This window comes from Halomicrobium sp. HArcht3-1, assembly GCF_058933345.1.
Genome location: NZ_JBZYDM010000006.1, coordinates 249,404 through 266,695 on the forward strand (window position 1 = coordinate 249,404; position 17,292 = coordinate 266,695).

15 protein-coding genes are annotated in these 17,292 nt (G+C 64.3%); 9 read left to right on the plus strand and 6 right to left on the minus strand.

The window, feature by feature from the left end:
- Position 1: 1 nt before the first annotated feature.
- From AC5FRW_RS12480 to AC5FRW_RS12510, 7 genes are all read left to right on the plus strand, one after another.
- Positions 2 to 1,000 carry a carbohydrate ABC transporter permease gene (locus AC5FRW_RS12480; protein ID WP_493568789.1) on the plus strand — a complete coding sequence of 333 codons (999 nt, stop codon included), beginning with the start codon at positions 2 to 4 and terminating at the stop codon, positions 998 to 1,000.
- A 4-nt stretch (positions 1,001 to 1,004) separates the two neighbouring features.
- Positions 1,005 to 2,189: an ABC transporter ATP-binding protein gene (locus AC5FRW_RS12485; protein WP_493568790.1), complete on the plus strand. Its 1,185-nt coding sequence runs from the start codon at positions 1,005 to 1,007 to the stop codon at positions 2,187 to 2,189.
- Between the two features lie 2 nt (positions 2,190 to 2,191).
- A complete protein-coding gene (locus tag AC5FRW_RS12490) occupies positions 2,192 to 2,398 on the plus strand; it encodes a DUF8005 family protein (protein ID WP_493568791.1) in 207 nt (68 codons plus the stop codon).
- 48 nt (positions 2,399 to 2,446) lie between these two features.
- Positions 2,447 to 3,511 (plus strand): Gfo/Idh/MocA family protein, encoded by a 1,065-nt coding sequence (locus tag AC5FRW_RS12495; RefSeq protein ID WP_493568792.1) that lies wholly within the window; start codon positions 2,447 to 2,449, stop codon positions 3,509 to 3,511.
- Between the two features lie 78 nt (positions 3,512 to 3,589).
- Entirely contained in the window at positions 3,590 to 4,654 is a 1,065-nt protein-coding gene (locus tag AC5FRW_RS12500) for a glucose 1-dehydrogenase (protein ID WP_493568793.1), read from the plus strand.
- A gap of 165 nt (positions 4,655 to 4,819) precedes the next feature.
- Positions 4,820 to 5,872 (plus strand): HTH-type sugar sensing transcriptional regulator TrmB, encoded by a 1,053-nt coding sequence (trmB, locus tag AC5FRW_RS12505; protein WP_493568794.1) that lies wholly within the window; start codon positions 4,820 to 4,822, stop codon positions 5,870 to 5,872.
- A 78-nt stretch (positions 5,873 to 5,950) separates the two neighbouring features.
- The gene (locus AC5FRW_RS12510; protein WP_493568795.1) at positions 5,951 to 6,706 is read left to right on the plus strand and encodes a dolichyl-phosphate hexose transferase; all 756 of its coding nucleotides are present in this window, start codon (positions 5,951 to 5,953) and stop codon (positions 6,704 to 6,706) included.
- A gap of 89 nt (positions 6,707 to 6,795) precedes the next feature.
- On the opposite strand, the gene AC5FRW_RS12515 is transcribed toward AC5FRW_RS12510, so the two are convergent.
- The 6 genes from AC5FRW_RS12515 to AC5FRW_RS12540 are packed head-to-tail and all read right to left on the minus strand — an operon-like array spanning position 6,796 to position 14,738.
- A complete protein-coding gene (locus AC5FRW_RS12515; RefSeq protein ID WP_493568796.1) occupies positions 6,796 to 7,953 on the minus strand; it encodes an ABC transporter ATP-binding protein in 1,158 nt (385 codons plus the stop codon).
- A gap of 59 nt (positions 7,954 to 8,012) precedes the next feature.
- Positions 8,013 to 8,585 carry a gluconate 2-dehydrogenase subunit 3 family protein gene (locus AC5FRW_RS12520; RefSeq protein ID WP_493568797.1) on the minus strand — a complete coding sequence of 191 codons (573 nt, stop codon included), beginning with the start codon at positions 8,583 to 8,585 and terminating at the stop codon, positions 8,013 to 8,015.
- 26 nt (positions 8,586 to 8,611) lie between these two features.
- A complete protein-coding gene (locus AC5FRW_RS12525) occupies positions 8,612 to 10,636 on the minus strand; it encodes an ArnT family glycosyltransferase (RefSeq protein WP_493568798.1) in 2,025 nt (674 codons plus the stop codon).
- A gap of 6 nt (positions 10,637 to 10,642) precedes the next feature.
- A complete protein-coding gene (locus tag AC5FRW_RS12530; RefSeq protein WP_493568799.1) occupies positions 10,643 to 12,268 on the minus strand; it encodes an ABC transporter permease in 1,626 nt (541 codons plus the stop codon).
- Positions 12,265 to 13,488 carry an extracellular solute-binding protein gene (locus tag AC5FRW_RS12535; protein WP_493568800.1) on the minus strand — a complete coding sequence of 408 codons (1,224 nt, stop codon included), beginning with the start codon at positions 13,486 to 13,488 and terminating at the stop codon, positions 12,265 to 12,267. Before AC5FRW_RS12535 ends, AC5FRW_RS12530 begins: the two co-directional genes overlap by 4 nt.
- Positions 13,489 to 13,532: 44 nt before the next feature.
- Positions 13,533 to 14,738: an alpha-1 4-glucan-protein synthase gene (locus AC5FRW_RS12540; protein ID WP_493568801.1), complete on the minus strand. Its 1,206-nt coding sequence runs from the start codon at positions 14,736 to 14,738 to the stop codon at positions 13,533 to 13,535.
- Positions 14,739 to 14,952: 214 nt separating this feature from the next.
- Between AC5FRW_RS12540 and AC5FRW_RS12545 the strand changes: the two genes are divergently transcribed.
- Both AC5FRW_RS12545 and AC5FRW_RS12550 read left to right on the plus strand, forming a co-directional pair.
- On the plus strand, positions 14,953 to 15,696 hold the full coding sequence (locus AC5FRW_RS12545) for a beta-ketoacyl-ACP reductase (RefSeq protein ID WP_493568802.1): 744 nt from the start codon (positions 14,953 to 14,955) through the stop codon (positions 15,694 to 15,696).
- 2 nt (positions 15,697 to 15,698) lie between these two features.
- Positions 15,699 to 17,291 (plus strand): acyl-CoA carboxylase subunit beta, encoded by a 1,593-nt coding sequence (locus AC5FRW_RS12550; protein WP_493568803.1) that lies wholly within the window; start codon positions 15,699 to 15,701, stop codon positions 17,289 to 17,291.
- Position 17,292 lies beyond the last annotated feature (1 nt).

The following is a 17,292-nucleotide window of genomic DNA, read 5'->3' on the forward strand; positions in this document are numbered from 1 at the left end:
GATGGCGACTGAAACATCCCAATCGGACGACGCCAGTGGACCGCTCCAGCGGTGGACACAGAGCGCCATCGAGAACCCCGAACGGGTGTACCGGGCACTGTTCTACGCGGCGATGGTGTTTTTCATGGTCACCACGCTGTTCCCCTTCTACTGGCTGCTCGTGCTAGCGATCACGCCGGAGGGGCGACTGCTCTCCGGGAGCTACCTGCCGTCGATCGACCTCTTTGGCATCTCGGCGACGTTCCCGCTGCCGGTGCCACAGGGGTTCAATCCCCAGGCGTTCATCGAGGTGTTCAATCAGCTTCCGTTCCACCTCTACATGCTGAATAGCTTCGCGCTGGCGGTCAGTACGACGGTTATCGTGCTCATCATCGCGAGCCTCGCGGGATACGTGTTCGGTCGTCTCGACTTCCCCGGTCGGGCCGTGCTCATGCTCGCTATCCTCGCGATCAGCTACTTCCCGCCGGCGGCGTTCGTCGTGCCGCTCTTCGAGGCGTTCACTGGTCGTGCAGCGATCCTGATCCCGTTCACGGATATTCCGCTGTTTACGCCGCCGCGGCTGCTGAACTCGCCCGGATCGATGGTGATGCCCTTCAGCGCACTCTTCATGCCGCTCTCGATTTTCATCCTGACGACGTTCTACGGCCAGATCCCCGACGGACTGGAGGACGCCGCGCGGGTCGAAGGGACGACGCGGCTGGGCGCGCTGTTCCGGGTCATCATCCCCCTGTCGGCACCCGGCGTCGCGACCGCTGCCGTCCTGACGTTCATCGCCGTGTACAACGAGTACTTCTTCAGTTCGATCATGGCAACGTCACCGTCGGCAGAGAACTGGTCACCGATCGTCGGCGGCATCCTGAGCTTCCAGACGCAGTACACGACGCAGTACAATCTGATGGCTGCCGCGAGCATCATCGCGGTGTTGCCGGTCGTGATTCTGGTGATCGTCGCACAGGAACGCATCGTCAGCGGACTCACCGCAGGAGCACTCAAGGAGTAACACAATGGCAAACGTCAAACTCGAACACGTCACGAAACGCTACGAAGATGTCACGGCTGTCGACGACATGAATCTCGACATCAAAGACGGAGAGTTCATCTGCCTCGTCGGTCCGTCGGGATGTGGGAAGTCGACGACGATGGAGACCATCGCCGGTCTCACCATCCCGACCGAAGGCGAAGTACACATCGGTGACCGCGAGGTCACGAATCTTCCGCCCAAAGACCGGGGGATCGCGATGGTGTTCCAGAACATCGCGCTGTTCCCGCACATGGACGTCTACGACAACATCAGCTTCGGGCTGCGACTGCGTGACTACCCGAAAGACGAGATCGACCGGCGCGTCTCCCGCGCGGCCGATATCGTCCAGCTAGAGGGCATGCTCGAACGGATGCCCGACGAGATGTCAGGCGGCCAGCGCCAGCGCGTCGCCATCGCACGCGCCATCGTTCGTCAGCCAGACGTGTTCCTCATGGACGAGCCACTGGCGAACTTGGACGCCAAGCTTCGCGTCCACATGCGGACGGAACTCCAGCGCCTCCACAAGGAACTGGACACGACGATCATCTACGTCACCCACGATCAGGCCGAGGCGATGACGATGTCCGACCGGATCGCCGTCATCGACAGCGGGGAACTCCAGCAGATCGATCCGCCGCTGGTCTGTTACAACGAGCCTGCGAACCTCTTTGTCGCCGGATTCATCGGCTCGCCGTCGATGAACTTCGTCAACGGGAGTGTCGGCACTGATGCGATCGAGACGCCGAACTTCTCGGTCGAGTTCGATCCCGCGACCGTCGAGGGTGTCGGGCCGGGCGACGACGTGACACTCGGTGTCCGCCCGGAAGACGTGTATCCGGCCGACGCAGCCGAGGACTTGCCGTCCCCCTCGGCCCGGATTACGGCACGATCCGACGTGCTGGAACCGATGGGAGACGAAATCTTCGCTTACCTCCTGCTGGGCGACGGCGAGACCTCCATGTCTCAGGAGGCCGCGACGGACGATCAGTTGCTCATGAGCATCGAACCCGACTCGGAGATGCAAGAAGACGAGACGGTCGACGTCGTCCTCGACAGGCGCAAGATCCACCTGTTCCACAGCACGACCGGCGAGGCCCTTTCCCACGATCTCACGGAGAATACGGCCGGTGACGAATCGGGCGGAACCCCAGCGGAGAGCGACGACTGACCATGCTGGCCGACACTGCTGCGTTCGTCTACTGGGGTGGGATGCTCGTCCTGTTTTTCTTCTGGGTCTACGGCATCGTGTCGTTCGGGTTCGACCTGAAGAACAAGATCATCCCCGGCATCTTCCAGTACCGGCGGGGTCGGCGACGGATGAAGGAGGAACGGGATCGCGAACAGGAACGAGAAGAACGAGAACAACAGCTGTACTAAACAAATCCAGCACGTTTTTAACCGACACAATCAGAGCTTCACACACTTATGACAGACTTTTCTAGCGTCCGGCTCGGTTTCGTCGGACTCGGAAACATCGCGCATCTGCACGCAGACGAAATTCTCGAAATCGGCGGTCACATCGCCGCTGGCTCGGACGTCGACGACGGAGCACGGCAGACGTTCGCCCAGAAGTACGACGCCGACGTGTTCGAAGACGCCGAGGCGATGTACGAACACGTCGATGCCGTCGTCGTCTCGACACCGAATCGCTTCCACGAGGAGTACGTCACCGGCGCGCTCGAAGCCGGACTGGACGTGCTCGTCGAGAAGCCACTGGCACACTCACTGGAGAGTGCCGAACGGATCGCGGACGTGGCGGCCGACGCCGACGGCTTCTGTATGATCGGCTTCCACAACCGATTCCGAAGCCCCGTACAGGTCCTCGATCAGTACCGTACCGACGGGGAACTGGGCGAGGTGTCCCACGTCGAGGCGAACTACATTCGCCGGCGCGGCGTCCCGGGACGTGGAAGCTGGTTCACGCGAAAGGAGGTCTCGGGCGGCGGCGCAGTGATCGACATCGGTACCCACGCCATCGACGTGGCGCTGTACCTGATGGGCTTCCCGGAAGTCGAGGAAGTCTCCGCTCAGACGCGCGCACAGTTCGGTCCCGACGACGACTACACCTACCTCAACATGTGGGGCTACGACGAGGGGGCAGGCGGCTTCGACGTCGAAGACTCCGCGACGGCGTTCGTCCGCTGTGCCGACGGCAAGACCCTCTCGCTGGAAGTCGCATGGGCGACGAACCGCTTCCCGAGCCGCGAGATCGTCGTCCGCGGTGACGAGGGCGGTGCCCATCTCGACATCGGCGACGACTCGCTGACGGTACTCGACACCTCGCCGGCCGGGGCGTCACATCACCGCGACACCGAGGTCGAGACCGCAGAGGCCGAGGCCCACGGACTGGAACAGAAGTACTTCCTCGAACACGCCGCGAGCGGTGACGCACCGTCGATGAACACCGTCGAGCAGGGGCTAACCGTCCAGCGCGTGATGGACGCGATCTACCGTTCCGGCGAGACCGGACAGGCCGTTTCCATCGAATAAGCGGCCCGTTACCGGCGGCTTATATGCAGAGAGAGGAAGATTTAATCCGCGGTACTCTCATTCTCCGATAGAACCTTCATGAAAGCAGTCGCCATTCGTCGCGGTAGCGACGAGCCAGCACTGATCGACAAGCCACGACCGGAACCGAAACACGGCGAGGCGCTCGTGCGCACGCTCCGCGTTGGTGTCGACGGCACCGACCACGAAGTCCTCAGCGGCTCTCACGGTGGCTTCCCCGACGGCGAGGACCACATGGTCATGGGCCACGAGGCCGTCGGCGTCGTCGAGGACCCAAACGGCACCGGACTCGAAGAAGGCCAGCACGTCGTCCCGACGGTACGACGCAAGCCCAACGGTGAGACGAACAAGTACTTCCGCCGGAACGAGCCGGATATGGCCCCCGACGGCGAGTACTTCGAGCGCGGGATCGTCGGCGAGCACGGCTACATGTCCGAGTACTTCACCAGTCCCGCCGACTACCTCATCCCGATCGACGAAGAGATCGCCCCCTACGGCATCTTCGTCGAGCCACTCTCGAACACGGAGAAGGCGCTCGAACACGCCCGCGCTTCCCGCTCTGCGTTCAAGTGGGACGAGGAGTCCGCCGCCGTCCTCGGGAACGGCCCGCTGGGACTGCTCACGCTCTGGCAGTGTGCCCAGGAGTTCGACCGCGCCTACTGTCTCGGTCGTCGTGACCGCCCCGACCCCACCATCGACTTCATCGATAAAGTCGGCGCGACCTACATCGACTCCCGAGAGACGCCCGTCGACGAGATTCCCGACGAGTACGAGGCGATGGACTTCATCTACGAGGCGACCGGCTACGCGCCCCACGCGTTCGAGACGATCACCGCACTCGACCAGAACGGCGTCGGCGCGCTGCTTGGCATCCCGAGTTCGTGGGACTTCGAGATCGACGGTGGGTCGCTGCACAACGACATCGTCCTCCACAACAAGTGCCTGATCGGCTCTGTCAACGCCGGCCTGCGCCACTTCGAAGAGGCCATCGAGGTCGTCGAGGCGATGCCCGAGGACCTGCTCGATCACCTCGTCACGACCGTCACCAGCCCCGACGACGTGGCCCCCGCCTTCGACGACGGCGACGACCAGATCAAGGCCATCGTCGAGTTCGAAGCGATCTAGCGGACTCGGTCACTGCCTTCTGCGCTCTCTTTTTCAGGACGCCGACCATTTCGAAAGGGCGAGGGCTTTCGAGGTGTTCGGGTCTAGCAGTTCGCTTGCGGTGGAGTCGCCGTTCGCGAATGCTCGCCCGGAAGACTTAGTTACTCCGTCCGTCAACGGTCGCCCATGCCCCGCGACGACCTCCGGGATGCACTGGAGCAGGTCATCACCGTCTTCGACCTCGGCGAATACGAGGTGACGGCGTATCTCGCGGTGCTACAACACGGCGAACTCTCGGCGTCGGAGTTGTCAGAACACACCGACATTCCCCAGCCCCGGGTGTACGACACGGTCCGAAGCCTGAGCGACGTGGGACTCGTCGAACTGAAAGACAGTCGGCCGATGACGGTGCTGGCGATCGATCCGCGCGAGGCGTTCGAGGACGTCCAGACCTCGCTCGACGATCTGGTCGACGATCTCTCGCGGCGCTACACCGCACCGACGCGCAAACCGGAGGCAGTCTCACTCGTCAAGTCGCGTCCGACGATCCTCCGATACCTCGAAGACATCATCACGGCCGCCGAGTACGAACTGATGCTGTCGCTGACCCCGCGCTTGCTCGACCGGTTCGAGGACACGCTGCGAGCGGTCCACGACGAGGGCGTCGCCATCGAAATGGTCGTCTCGCCGGCGTCGGAAGCCCCACAGGCTGGTCAGTTCGACTACCGGAGTCTCGCGACCACGGTCAAGGGCCGGCGCGGGATCACGACGCCGGTCGTCGCTGTCGCCGACGGAAGCTACTCGATGTACGCCACCCGCGAGAGCGTGCGCGGAAACAACGACCGCTACGGCGTCATATTCAATCGCTCGGAACTCGGCTTTCTGGTCTCCGGGTTCCTCAACACGGTGCTCTGGACGACCGCCGAGACCATCGTCGGCAACGGCGAGGACCTCTCCTTTCCCCGGCGCTACGGGACGATCAGACGCTGTATTTCCGATCTGCAGGCCCTCGACGGAGAGTTCTACGCTGCGATCGAAGGTCGAGACGTTGCGACGGGTGATTCTCGCGTCGTCGAAGGACAGATCGTCGAAGCCGAGTTCGGCCGCAATCGCGAGGTCGCGACCCTGACCATCGAGACCGAGCAGGGACAGGTCGCTGTCGGAGACCGTGTTGCCGCCTACGAAGACATCGAGGCGTTCACGATCAACGTCGGCCGCGGTGCGCCACCCGAACTGTAGCCGAGGTCGCGTGTTACCACGCACCAGCGTTTTTGGGAAACCTAAAACTCAAGTTACTCGGGCCGAGAGGGCTATCTAATGAGCCAACAGTTCGCTGCTGACGATGGGGCCGGCGGGGACACGACGGCCGATACCGGGGCGGAGAAGACTGACGACGAGTACACGTTCGACGACCTGACGGTCGTGATGGGTACCTACAACGAGGCGGCAGCCATCGGGACCGTTCTCGACGACATCGAGGCAGAGACCGACGGCCGAGCGAACGTGATCTGCGTCGACGGCTCCAGCGACCGAACGCCCGAGATCGCACGCGAAAAGGGTGCTCGCGTCATCGAACAGCAGCCACAGGGCTACGGCGTCGCAGTTCGGGCCGCCGTACTGGCCGCCGACCGACCGGTGATCGTCACGACCGACTGTGACGACACCTACCCGATGGATCGACTGGGCGACTTCCTCGATCAGATCAACGACGGCGCGGACGTGGTCAGCGGGGATCGGTTGTACTACGGGGCCGATGCGATGCCCGCCTTCAACCGCTTTGGCAACCACGCCTTTGCCGCGCTCGCCAGCGTCCTCATGGGCCAGCGAGTCCACGACACGACGACCGGCATGCGAGCGTACCGCCGCGAAGTGATCCAGAAGATCGAGTGGACCGAGAACACCGGTCTCTCGGCGGAACTGCTCATCCGCCCGCTCATGCGCGAGTACGACGTACGCGAGGAACCGATCGCCTACGCCGAACGAGCAGGCGAGACGAAACTCGATCCACTCAGCGGCGGTGCAGCGATCGCGAAATCGATCGTCAAAGTCTGTCTGGAAGAACGCGTCCGGTAGCCCCGCTTATTTAGAGGGATCATCGTAGCCGGTCGGAGAGAACACGCCACCTCGACCAGCCGAGGGCTTCGATTCTCCCGAGAGGAAATCTATGGATTACTACGATGATCCCTATCAGTCGGATACCAGGCCAGCGGGTGATCCGCGGTCAGGTCGATCTCGACCGGTTCGCCCGGCTCGAACGATTCGCTGTGGTTGTGCAGGCAATGGACCACGTCGTTGCTGTGGAGTTTTACCCGGTAGACGAACGACGGACCGTTGTACTGGCGCTGTGTGACGTAGCCGTCGGCTGTCGATTCCGCGGCGGGGACAGCACGCAAGTCGTCCGGCCGGACGAGCACGTCGACGGTCGCACCGTTGTAGGCCTCGACAGGACCGTTGAGCCGATCCGTCGCGAACGTTCCGATGCCCGTCTCGATCTGGTCGTCCGCGACGCGAGCCGAGAGGAAACTCGCCTGCCCGAGAAAGCTCGCGACGAAGCGTGATTCGGGGTTTTCGAACACCTCGGCGGGGTCGCCGACTTGCTCGATCCGCCCGTCCTGCATGATCGCCACCCGATCGGAGATCGACAGCGCCTCCTCCTGATCGTGGGTGACCGAGATCGCCGTTACACCGGCGCGTTTGAGGATTTTGCGGACCTCCTCGCGCATCTCGACGCGCAGGCGCACGTCGAGGTTCGAGAACGGTTCGTCGAGCAGGAGCACGTCGGGTTCGGGCGCGAGCGAGCGAGCCAGCGCGACCCGCTGTTGCTGACCGCCCGAGAGCTGACCCGGCATCTTGTCGTGGTGATCCTCCAGATCGACCAGTGCCAGTAGCTCGTCGACACGCTCCTGAGTCGCCGTCGCGTCCTGATCAGTCAGGCCGAAGGCGATGTTCTCGGCGACCGAGAGGTGCGGGAACAGCGCGTAGTCCTGAAAGACGATCCCAACGTCGCGCTGGTCTGGCTGTCGAAACGGCGTCTCGTCGTCGCCCGTCACGGTCTCGCCGGCGATGGTGATCTCACCCTCGGTCGGGCGTTCCAGCCCGGCGAGCAGGCGGAGCGTGGTCGTCTTTCCACACCCGGATGGGCCGAGCATCGTGAGTAGTTCACCGTCCTTGACCGACAGCGAGAGGTCGTCGACGGCGATTTCCTGTCCGTAGTCCTTGGTGATGCCGTCGATATCCAGCACGGTCTTCTCCGGGTCCGAGACCGCTGCGTCGATCGTGTCGAAATCTGAGGTTCGTGTCGTGCTCGTTCTGTTTGCCATCGGTTAGTCTTCCTCCTGATCGGATCGAAATCGCCCGTGGTCCCAGCGGCGACGCCCGGTCACGCCTCCGGCCCCCGCCTGTAGCTTTCGATGCCGCCGGGGTGGCCCTGTGGGTTCTCGATCCCGACGAGTTCGCCACCGGTCGGCGAGGCATACAGCGCGAACAGTAACTCGTCGACCACGTAGTACCGGACGCGTGCGGTGTCTCCCCCGTCGGGGTCGGCTTCTACTGTGTCGGCGTTCATCCGGTGGAGCGCCTCCCGTCGAGTGGCTGGATCGAGGGTGGCGAAGTCGTCGTCGAACCACGCACGGGCGTAGTCGTCGAGATACGCGACGGCGTCGGCCATCCCGGCCGCGTGCTCGGGTCGGGCCGCCCCACGCCCGTCGACGTAGTCGGTGACGAACCCGTCGATCCCGGAGAGTTCACTGGGGTACAGCGCCTCGGCGGCCGCCACGAGTGTCGCCCGTTCGTGTTCCGTCAACGAGCGGCGGTCCTCGCTGGCGTCATCGGATTCGGGGGTGTCCGTGGAGTCTGCCGATCGGTCACCGGAGAGCACTATCGCACCACCCCCGCCGACGGCGACGCCGGCCGCCCCGAGCGCGGCGATCACGTCCCGCCGATTCAGTTCCATTGCAGGTTCGTTAGGGGATCCTAAACTTATGGATTCCGTTCATCGGCCGTCACATTCGTTTCGACGAAGACGCCCGGCGGTGCCGATTCGGGGATGTATGCGGCAGAGCCACCGCAGGCGCGGGCGTTCACGCACCGCTCGACGCGCGGGGTGAGTGCTCTGGTCTGTCCGTCTTCCCCGGACTCGACGGGGAGGTCGAACCGGTAGGTAAAGCCCCCGCCTGCACCGTAATCGACGAACACTGTGAGCTGAACGGTTTCTCGGCCGTCGACCGTGAGCCGGCCTTCGTCGACCGGCCGCAGGTCACTGACGACCGACACCTCGCCGTCGGTGATCGTCAGATCGAGTGTGACGGTCTCGGCGGCGTCGGGAACCACGTAGTAGGCGCTCCCGTCGTCGGTCCCGACCCGGGCCGTGACACTGGACGCCCCGTCGGGGATGCCGACGGTCGTCGCCAGCCTGATGCGCTCGCCGGACACGTCCTGTACACGCTGGAGGTGCGCGCCGTCGGGCGAATCGGCGTAGGGCGCCCACGCACCCCGATAGACGTAGCGATACACCTGCCGGTCGGGGAACGCCGCCGCGGTCTCGAATGGGGCGTCGTCGATGGCGTATATCGCCCGCCCATCGAATCCGGGGTCGTTGCGAAGCGGCTGGAACGGGTGATTGAGCCAGTCGCCGTAGGGGTCTGGCAGGAGGACGAGCGAGTTCGCCGGCGGCCCGTCGGCGAAGGGTTCGTACGCCGTCTCGTAGGTCGCCGTCACGTCCATGTTCTCTTCGATACGGTGGTCGATCGCGTCGGAGGTGACCGACCCGAACGCGCCGACGCTCACCAGCAGGAGGGCGGTGACGGCGATGCCGGCCATCCGTGCGTCGAGTCGCTCGTCGAACCCTCGCCAGAGTGTTCGACCGATCCCAACGACCCCCATCGCCGCGAACGCCGCGGTCGGGACGAGCAAGTCGAAGTGGTAGTACGGACCGAACGCCGAGACGAGTCCGTCACCCGCACGGTCGAGTTCGCCGAGGATGTTGAAATTGCCCCAGAAGTAGACGTTCCCGGCCGCGACCGTGAGGAATAGGCCGGCGAGGATCGCTTCACGGGGGCTGAACCGCGAGCGGGCGGCGAGGACCAGACCGACTGCGGCGAGACCGGTCCCGAGGATCCCACCGGCGACCCACTCGGTGAAGAACAGTTCCAGAACCAGCCGGTTCGACTGGATCGCGACTTCGGGCGAGTAGACTGCCTCGTGGCCGAGAATCTGGCGGTGCCCGAAACCAAGCCCGTCTTCCGGGGCGAAGGCCTCGTAGGGGAACACGAGCGGCGAGCCGGTCACGACGGCGTTGTACAGCAAGGTGACTCCGACGCCGGCGGCCCCGACTGTGGCCGTCCGCGCCTGTCGCGCAAGCGCTCTTCGCCAGTCGGCTGCGAGGGTCCAGAGTGCGTGGACGACGAACGGTGTCGCGAACAGCACTGCGGTGTAGGGCCGCGAAAAGAAGGCCAGCCCGACCGCGCCGCCGGCCAGTGTCGCGAAGCGGCGGTCGTCGGTCCGGTCGGCCCTGAGGTAGGCGTACGCGAACGTGAGGTTCAGCATCGTCGTGGGCGCGTACGGGAGAAAGACCGACGAGTCGATCAGAAAGAGCGGCGAGACCAGCACGAACCCGCCGGCCACGAGTCCCGTTGGACGGTCGAACACCTCGCGGACGACGCCCGCGACGAGCGCGACGTTTGCCGCGGCGATAGCGACGAGCGCGACGCGAAAGCCACCGAGTAGCTTGCCGATGGCGAACAGCGCTGCCGGCACCGGCGAGTACTTCGGGTATAGCTTCTCGCCGTCCTCGACGAAGAACCACGGGTGAAACACGTCCTCGACCGGGGGCCGCAAGAACAGCTTTCCCTCCAGCAACATCGCGGCCTGCTGGAGGTACACGCCTTCGTCGTGGTTCAGCGAGTGGTACGGAAAGACGTTCGTCGCGATCAGTCCCACGACGAGTGCGCCGAGAGCCGCGAGCAGGCCGGTCCCGAGTCGGAATCGTCGGCTGTCGACGCTCATGTGCGATCAGGCGGCACCGCCACCACCGTCCTGCGCCAGGATGACGGCCATCGAGAGCCCGGAGACCACGACGAGTGCGAGTGCCGGCACGGCGGCCGCACCGTACAGGCCGGCCTCCTCGACGCGCCAGATGTAGGTCACCAGCGTGTCGAATCGGAGCGGGCGCAACAGCAGGGTCGCGGGCAGCTCTTTCATCGTCGTGAGGAACACGAGCGCCCCACCGGTCGCGATTCCCGGCAGGACGAGTGGCAGCGTCACCTCACGGAACGCACTCATCGGCGACCGACCGAGTGTCCGGGCGGCCTCGACGAGGCTCTGATCGACCTGCAGCGCCGAGGTCCGAATCGAGCCGATCGCCTGTGGCATGAACCGGACGACGTAGGCAAACACCAGCAGTGGGATCGTCTTGTACACTGCGGGGAACACGTCGAGGCTGAAGCTGACCAGCGCGATAGCGAGGACGATACCCGGCGTCGCGTAGCCGACGTAGGGTGCCCGGTCGGCCAGCGCTGCGAGCCGCGAGTTCGAGACGGCGGACCGGAGCGCGATCGGGAGCGCGACCAGAATCGACCCGCCCGCGGCGAGCAAGGCGACGTAGACGGAGTTCCAGCCGTAGGCCCACGAGAACGCCATCGATCCGCTGGCATATCCCGGCCCGGTCCGCAGGAACCACATCCCGAAGATGCCGATCGGCAACAGGATCGCGACCAGTCCCACCGCCGCCGGAAGCACCATGGCCGGGAACCGCCACGGCCCGAGGTCCAGATCCGCCCCGCCACGGTTCCCGCTCGATTCGTAGGCACCGGAGCGGTCGGCCCCGATCCGGGATTCGAGCGCGAGGATGACCGCGGTCACGGCGAACAACTGGACCGAAAGCAGCGCCGCGTAGTCACGCATAAAGCCGTTGTATCGGGCGTAGATGAACTGCGTGAACACCTCGACGCGCATGATGTTTGGCGTCCCGAAGTCCGACAGCGTATAGAGGGCGACCAGCAGCGCACCTGCGGCGATCCCGGGCGTGATCTGGGGCAGCGTGATCCGGCGGAACGCCTCCCAGCGGCTACAGTTGAGCGAGCGGGCGGCCTCGACGAGCGAGGCATCGAGGGACAACAGCGACGCGCGCGTGGTCAGGAACACGTAGGGGTAGGTGTACAGCGTGAGGATCAGTGCCGCGCCGCCGAATCCGTAGATCGTCGGCACCTGTTCGATACCGAGCGGTGCAAGCCCGTCGGCGAGGGTTCCTCGCGGGCCAAAGACAGAGACGGCAGCAAAGGCCCCGAGGTAGCTTGGAATCGCGAGGGGCAGGGCGGCGATCACCGTCCAGAATCGACCGAAGGGGATGTCCCCTTGTACGGTGAGGACGGCCAGTGGCACGCCGACGAGGACGCTCCCAGTCGTGACGACGCCGACGAGCGCGACGCTCCGGACGAGCACTTCGAGTGTCTGTGGGTCGACCGTGAGATCGATCGCTCGTCCGCCGAGGTTCAACACGTCGGTGACGAGCCAGCCAAGCGGGAGTACGAGCGCCGCAGCGATCGCTGCCGCGAGCAGCGTCAGTCCGACACCGCCGGCTGTGCCGTCCTCACCGCTCGCTCCGGCACCGATCCGTGCCACACGCTCGCGGATGCTCATCCGAGGACGTTCGCCTCACGCATCAGTTCGAGCGTGGGTTCGAGGTCCGACAGCTCCGAGAGGTCGATGTCCGGCGGGCTCAGTTCGTCGATGGTCGGCAGTCCCCCGGCGGGCGTCACGCCGGAGATCATCGGGTAGGCGAAGCTGACGGTGGTGAAGAACTCCTGAGCTTCGGCCGACAGCAGGTGCTTGATAAAGGTGTCGACGAGGTCGCCTTTCTGGGTGCCCTTGATGCGCAGGGCACCTGCGACGTTGACGAGCGCACCCGCGTCACCCTGCGTAAAGGCGAGGTCGAGCGGGGCGTCGGGACGCTGGTTTTTCACGCGCAGCGCGTAGTAGTGGTTGGCGAACCCGGCGTTGAGCGCGCCGTCGGCGACCTGCTGGGAGACGACGTACTCGTTGGGGAACTTCTCGGTCCCGGCTTCCCGCATCGAGACGAGCCACTGCTTTGTCGCCTTGCGCCCCTTCTGCAGGCGCATCGCGGTGACGAAGGACTTGAACGCGCCGTAGGTCGGGGCCCAGCCCATCGTCCCCTGCAGCGCGCTGGTGTTCGGGAACTCCTCGACCTTGTTTGGCACGTCGCTCTCGCTGAGTTCGTTCGTGTTGTATGGGATTGCGCGTGCGCGGCCGGCGACACCTGTCCAGGCGTTGTCGCTGCCACGGAAGCCCGAGGGGACCGGCTCGACGACGTCGTCCGGCAGTGACTCGTAGGCGTCGTTGTCCGCGACGTAGCCGAGCGAACTCGCGTCGATCGACCAGAACACGTCGGCCTGTGGCGAACCGGCGTCGACCTCTTCGACGACCGTCTGAGCCAGTGACGAAGACGCTGCGCTGCTGGCGAACACGTCGAACTCCGGATAGATCTTCTGGAGCATCTCGACGAACTGGAAGTAGATGCCACCTTCGCCGCCGCCGATATAGAGGTTCAGCGAGCCGGAGAGATCAGGTAGCTCTTCGATCGAGGTGCCGCCCGGTGCGGGTCGGCCCTCGACGAGGGACCCGGACCCGCGGAATTCGGTCAGGGACGGAATTTCGGCGGTCTGGCTCGTCGCGTTGCCGGTGCTCGATCCCTCCTCGCTGGTACTGTCACCGCCAAGCAGCGACGAGACGCTCGAACAGCCAGCGAGTGCGCTCACGGTCGCGGTCCCGCCGAGTGCGAGGAAGCGTCGGCGAGACGACGTCGATCCGGTGTCGTCGGTCGTGTCGTGTGTGTCGGTCATTGATAGCTGGTGGTTTTTTAGGAATGCCTAAATGGATTGTGTTTTCAGTCGTCCGCGGCGGCCGGCACCTGCTCTCTGTCCGTCGAATCGATCGCGTCGAGGCAGTCGAGCCAGTCGAGCATGTACTCGCCACAGTAGTTGAGGAAGGGGCCGTTCTCCCAGTCCTCGTAGTCGCCTTCGGCGAACGCCTCGGCCATCTCACGGAAGACTCCGGCGTAGGTGTCGGCGTCGTCGCCGACCGGGTCAGACGGCTCTGCCGTCTGATCGTTCCGTGGGACCTCCAGCCCCACGCTGTCGACGATCTCCCAGACGTGTTCGTTCAGTTCCAGCCCGTGGACCTCGTTCGTGAGGTCCGAGAACGTCGAGCGTGGGGCCTTGTTGTGCTCACAGAGCGGATCACCGTTGTAGATCTCCCCGCCGAGTACGTCTGCGGCGCGCTTGAGGAACAGGCCGCTCCAGATGTCGTCGAACCGGCCCACGTCCCACTCGTTGTCGTCCATCGGCAGCTGGTAGAACGCCGGGATCACCTCCCGGCGGAAGGCGAGGTTCATCGAGCAGACGGTGAGATACTGGCCGGGGGCGGCGACGAAGTCGTCACCGTAGTCGTCTGCCGTCGTCCGGGTCTGGGCCTGCCCCTGCAGGTCACCGTCCATCAGGATCCGCACGGCGTCGAGGTCCGGCACGTTCGTCCAGAGGCCCTGTGAAGCGACGACGTTCCCGACCTCGGTCGTCTCGGTCTCGACCTGTTCGTCCATCGCCGCGTAGGGGTAGCCACGTGGGTAGAGGTCGTGGTCGGACTGGTAGAGGACGTTGACCCACTGCTCGTCTGAGCTGACTTCCTCGACGACACCGTCGTAGTGGAGGTTCTCCATGTGGGTGCCGAAGAAGTCCACGTCGTCGTGGGGCAGCGTATCGTCGTCGATGAAGACGCCGTACTCGTAGTCGCCGTCCCACATGTACAGCAGGCCAAAGGAGGTCTGGGCGTGACTCGCTTCGGGGATCAGATGGCTGTACTCGGACAGCCCGCGTGATTCGAACCACTCGGTGCGCCTGCTCCCGTCGAAGACTTCCCCCTCGACCGCAAGGTCGTCGAGCATTTGCTGCATGGCCTCGCTGTCACAGAAGTCCTCCGTGACGAGGACGAATTCGAGGCGGTCCGTGTCGAAGCCGTGTTCGCGTGCGTTGGCGACGTAACTCTCGATACACTCGTATTCCCTGATCGTCGGAACGATAACGCAGATGTCTCCCATCCTTGCCACAGTCTCTTTAGGCAACCCTAAAGTAACTGTCGTTGTCGAAATATGCCCACGACGGTTGAAACGACGGCCGAATCGTGCGTTCTAAACAATGGTTGAAAATCCGGCCGCGAACTGTCGACTGTGTAAGGCGAACTATTATTTGCCTTCCGGCGGCGTGTTTCACTACCATGAATGGACGAACTTCGGGAGGCGGTCGATTGCAGCTATGAATCTGGAGGGCCAGACCTGCGTCGTTACAGGGGCGTCACGCGGTATCGGTCGCGGCATCGCGGAGGACCTCGGCGACCACGGTGCGGAGGTCGTCGTGAACTACCGCTCTTCGGAGGGCGAAGCCCGCGATGTCGTCGATACCATCGAGGACGCCGGCGGCACCGCGATGCCAGCGCAAGCCGACATCTCGGTGCAGGACGATGTCGAGTCGATGGCAGCACGTGTCAGAGACACGTTCGGCCCAGTCGACGTACTGGTCAACAACGCCGGCATCACCGTCGACAAGAAGTTCGAGAACATGACCCGCGAGGACTGGCAGACCGTCATCGACGTGAACCTCGGTGGCGTGTTCAACTGTACGAACGCCTTTTTCGACGATCTCAAGGCCGCAGAGGCGGGCCGCCTGATCAACATCTCCTCGGTCGTCGGCCAGCAGGGCAACTACGGGCAGGCAAACTACGCGACGACGAAGTCCGGTCTGTTCGGCTTTACGCGCACGCTCGCGCTCGAACTCGCCAGCACCGGCTCGACGGCCAACTGCGTCGCACCGGGCTTCGTCGCGACGGACATGCTAGACGAGGTCCCCGAGCGAGTCCAGGAGAAGATCCTGCGCGAGATTCCCCTCGACAGATTCGCGACGGTCGACGACATCTCCGGGATCGTCCGGTTCGTCGCCAGCGAGGAGTCCAGTTACATGACCGGTCAGATCCTCGGCGTCAACGGCGGCATGGAGTGGTAAGGATGAGCAAGCAGGACCAGAATCAGGACGACGGAACGGCCAGCGAGGAGATCACAGATCCGATCGAGGAACTGCGCGAACGCAAACGCCAGGCCGAACTCGGTGGGGGCGAGGACCGCATCCAGTCCCAGCACGACAAGGGCAAGATGACCGCTCGCGAGCGCATCGACTTCCTCGTCGACGAGGGTACGTTCAACGAGGTCGACCCCTTCGTCGAACACCGCTCGACGAACTTCGGCATGGAGGAAAAGAAGTTCGCCGGCGACGCCGTCGTCACCGGTTACGGCGAGGTCGACGGGCGCAAGGTGTTCCTCTTTGCCCACGACTTCACCGTCCTCGGTGGCTCCGTCGGCGAAGTCGTCGCCGACAAGATCTGTAAGGTGATGGACAAGGCCATCGAGAACGGCGTCCCCGTGATCGGGCTGAACGACTCCGGCGGCGCGCGCATTCAGGAAGGCGTCGACTCGCTGGTCGGGTTCGCGAAGATCTTCCAGCGCAATACGAAAGCGTCGGGGCTGATCCCACAGATCTCCGCGATCATGGGTCCGTGTGCCGGCGGTGCGACGTACTCGCCCGCGCTGACGGACTTCACGTTCATGGTCGAGGACACCAGCCACATGTTCATCACCGGCCCGAACGTCATCGAGACCGTCACCGGTGAGCAGGTCTCCAAGGAGGAACTCGGTGGCGCTGGCTCCCATTCCTCGAAGTCCGGCGTCGCACACTTCGCCTACCAGAGCGAGGAGGAAGCGCTGGAGAATATCCGGCGACTCCTCTCGTATCTCCCCCAGAACAACATGGAGGACCCGCCCCGCGTCAAGCCGTGGGACGACCCCGACCGCGAGGTACCTGAGGTCACCGACATCGTCCCCGACGCCCCGCGCAAGCCCTACGACATGACGAAGGTCATCGACAGCATCGTCGACGACCAGTCGTTCTTCGAGGTCCACGAGAACTGGGCGCGCAACGTCGTCGTCGGCTTCGCCCGGATGGATGGCCGCTCCGTGGGGATCGTCGCCAATCAGCCCCGCGTCAGCGCCGGGACCCTGGACATCGATGCCTCGGAAAAGGCCGCACGCTTCATCCGCATGTGTGACTCGTTCAACGTCCCGATCCTGTCGTTCGTGGACGTGCCCGGCTTCATGCCCGGCACCGATCAGGAGCACAACGGGATCATCCGCCGCGGTGCCAAGCTCATCTACGCCTACGCCGAGGCGACCGTGCCGCTGCTGTCGGTCGTCGTCAGGAAGGCCTACGGCGGGGCCTACATCGTCATGTCCTCGAAGTTCCTCGGCTCGGACGTGAACTACGCCTGGCCCGGCTCCGAGATGGCGGTGCTTGGCCCGCGTGGTGCGGTCAACATCCTCCATCGCAACGAGATCGCAGAGGCCGACGACCCCGACGCCCGCCGAGAGGAACTGATGGACGAGTTCCGCGAGGAGTTCGCCCATCCCTACGGCCCGGCCAAGCGTGGCTATCTCGACGACGTGATCGAACCGAAAGACACGCGCTCGCGACTCATCGACGATCTGGACCTGCTCGAACGCAAACGCGAGGAGTCGCCGCCGAAAGACCACGGCAACATCCCACTGTAAC

What these genes read in the sequence shown, in the direction of transcription:
- AC5FRW_RS12515 (WP_493568796.1), bottom strand. Translation starts at nt 7,953, where the DNA reads ATGGCAAACAGAACGAGCACGACACGAACCTCAGATTTCGACACGATC.
- AC5FRW_RS12545 (WP_493568802.1), top strand. Translation starts at nt 14,953, where the DNA reads ATGAATCTGGAGGGCCAGACCTGCGTCGTTACAGGGGCGTCACGCGGT.
- AC5FRW_RS12525 (WP_493568798.1), bottom strand. Translation starts at nt 10,636, where the DNA reads ATGAGCGTCGACAGCCGACGATTCCGACTCGGGACCGGCCTGCTCGCG.
- AC5FRW_RS12490 (WP_493568791.1), top strand. Translation starts at nt 2,192, where the DNA reads ATGCTGGCCGACACTGCTGCGTTCGTCTACTGGGGTGGGATGCTCGTC.
- AC5FRW_RS12480 (WP_493568789.1), top strand. Translation starts at nt 2, where the DNA reads ATGGCGACTGAAACATCCCAATCGGACGACGCCAGTGGACCGCTCCAG.
- AC5FRW_RS12520 (WP_493568797.1), bottom strand. Translation starts at nt 8,585, where the DNA reads ATGGAACTGAATCGGCGGGACGTGATCGCCGCGCTCGGGGCGGCCGGC.
- AC5FRW_RS12495 (WP_493568792.1), top strand. Translation starts at nt 2,447, where the DNA reads ATGACAGACTTTTCTAGCGTCCGGCTCGGTTTCGTCGGACTCGGAAAC.
- AC5FRW_RS12510 (WP_493568795.1), top strand. Translation starts at nt 5,951, where the DNA reads ATGAGCCAACAGTTCGCTGCTGACGATGGGGCCGGCGGGGACACGACG.
- AC5FRW_RS12535 (WP_493568800.1), bottom strand. Translation starts at nt 13,488, where the DNA reads ATGACCGACACACACGACACGACCGACGACACCGGATCGACGTCGTCT.
- AC5FRW_RS12500 (WP_493568793.1), top strand. Translation starts at nt 3,590, where the DNA reads ATGAAAGCAGTCGCCATTCGTCGCGGTAGCGACGAGCCAGCACTGATC.
- AC5FRW_RS12550 (WP_493568803.1), top strand. Translation starts at nt 15,699, where the DNA reads ATGAGCAAGCAGGACCAGAATCAGGACGACGGAACGGCCAGCGAGGAG.
- AC5FRW_RS12540 (WP_493568801.1), bottom strand. Translation starts at nt 14,738, where the DNA reads ATGGGAGACATCTGCGTTATCGTTCCGACGATCAGGGAATACGAGTGT.
- AC5FRW_RS12485 (WP_493568790.1), top strand. Translation starts at nt 1,005, where the DNA reads ATGGCAAACGTCAAACTCGAACACGTCACGAAACGCTACGAAGATGTC.
- AC5FRW_RS12530 (WP_493568799.1), bottom strand. Translation starts at nt 12,268, where the DNA reads ATGAGCATCCGCGAGCGTGTGGCACGGATCGGTGCCGGAGCGAGCGGT.
- trmB (WP_493568794.1), top strand. Translation starts at nt 4,820, where the DNA reads ATGCCCCGCGACGACCTCCGGGATGCACTGGAGCAGGTCATCACCGTC.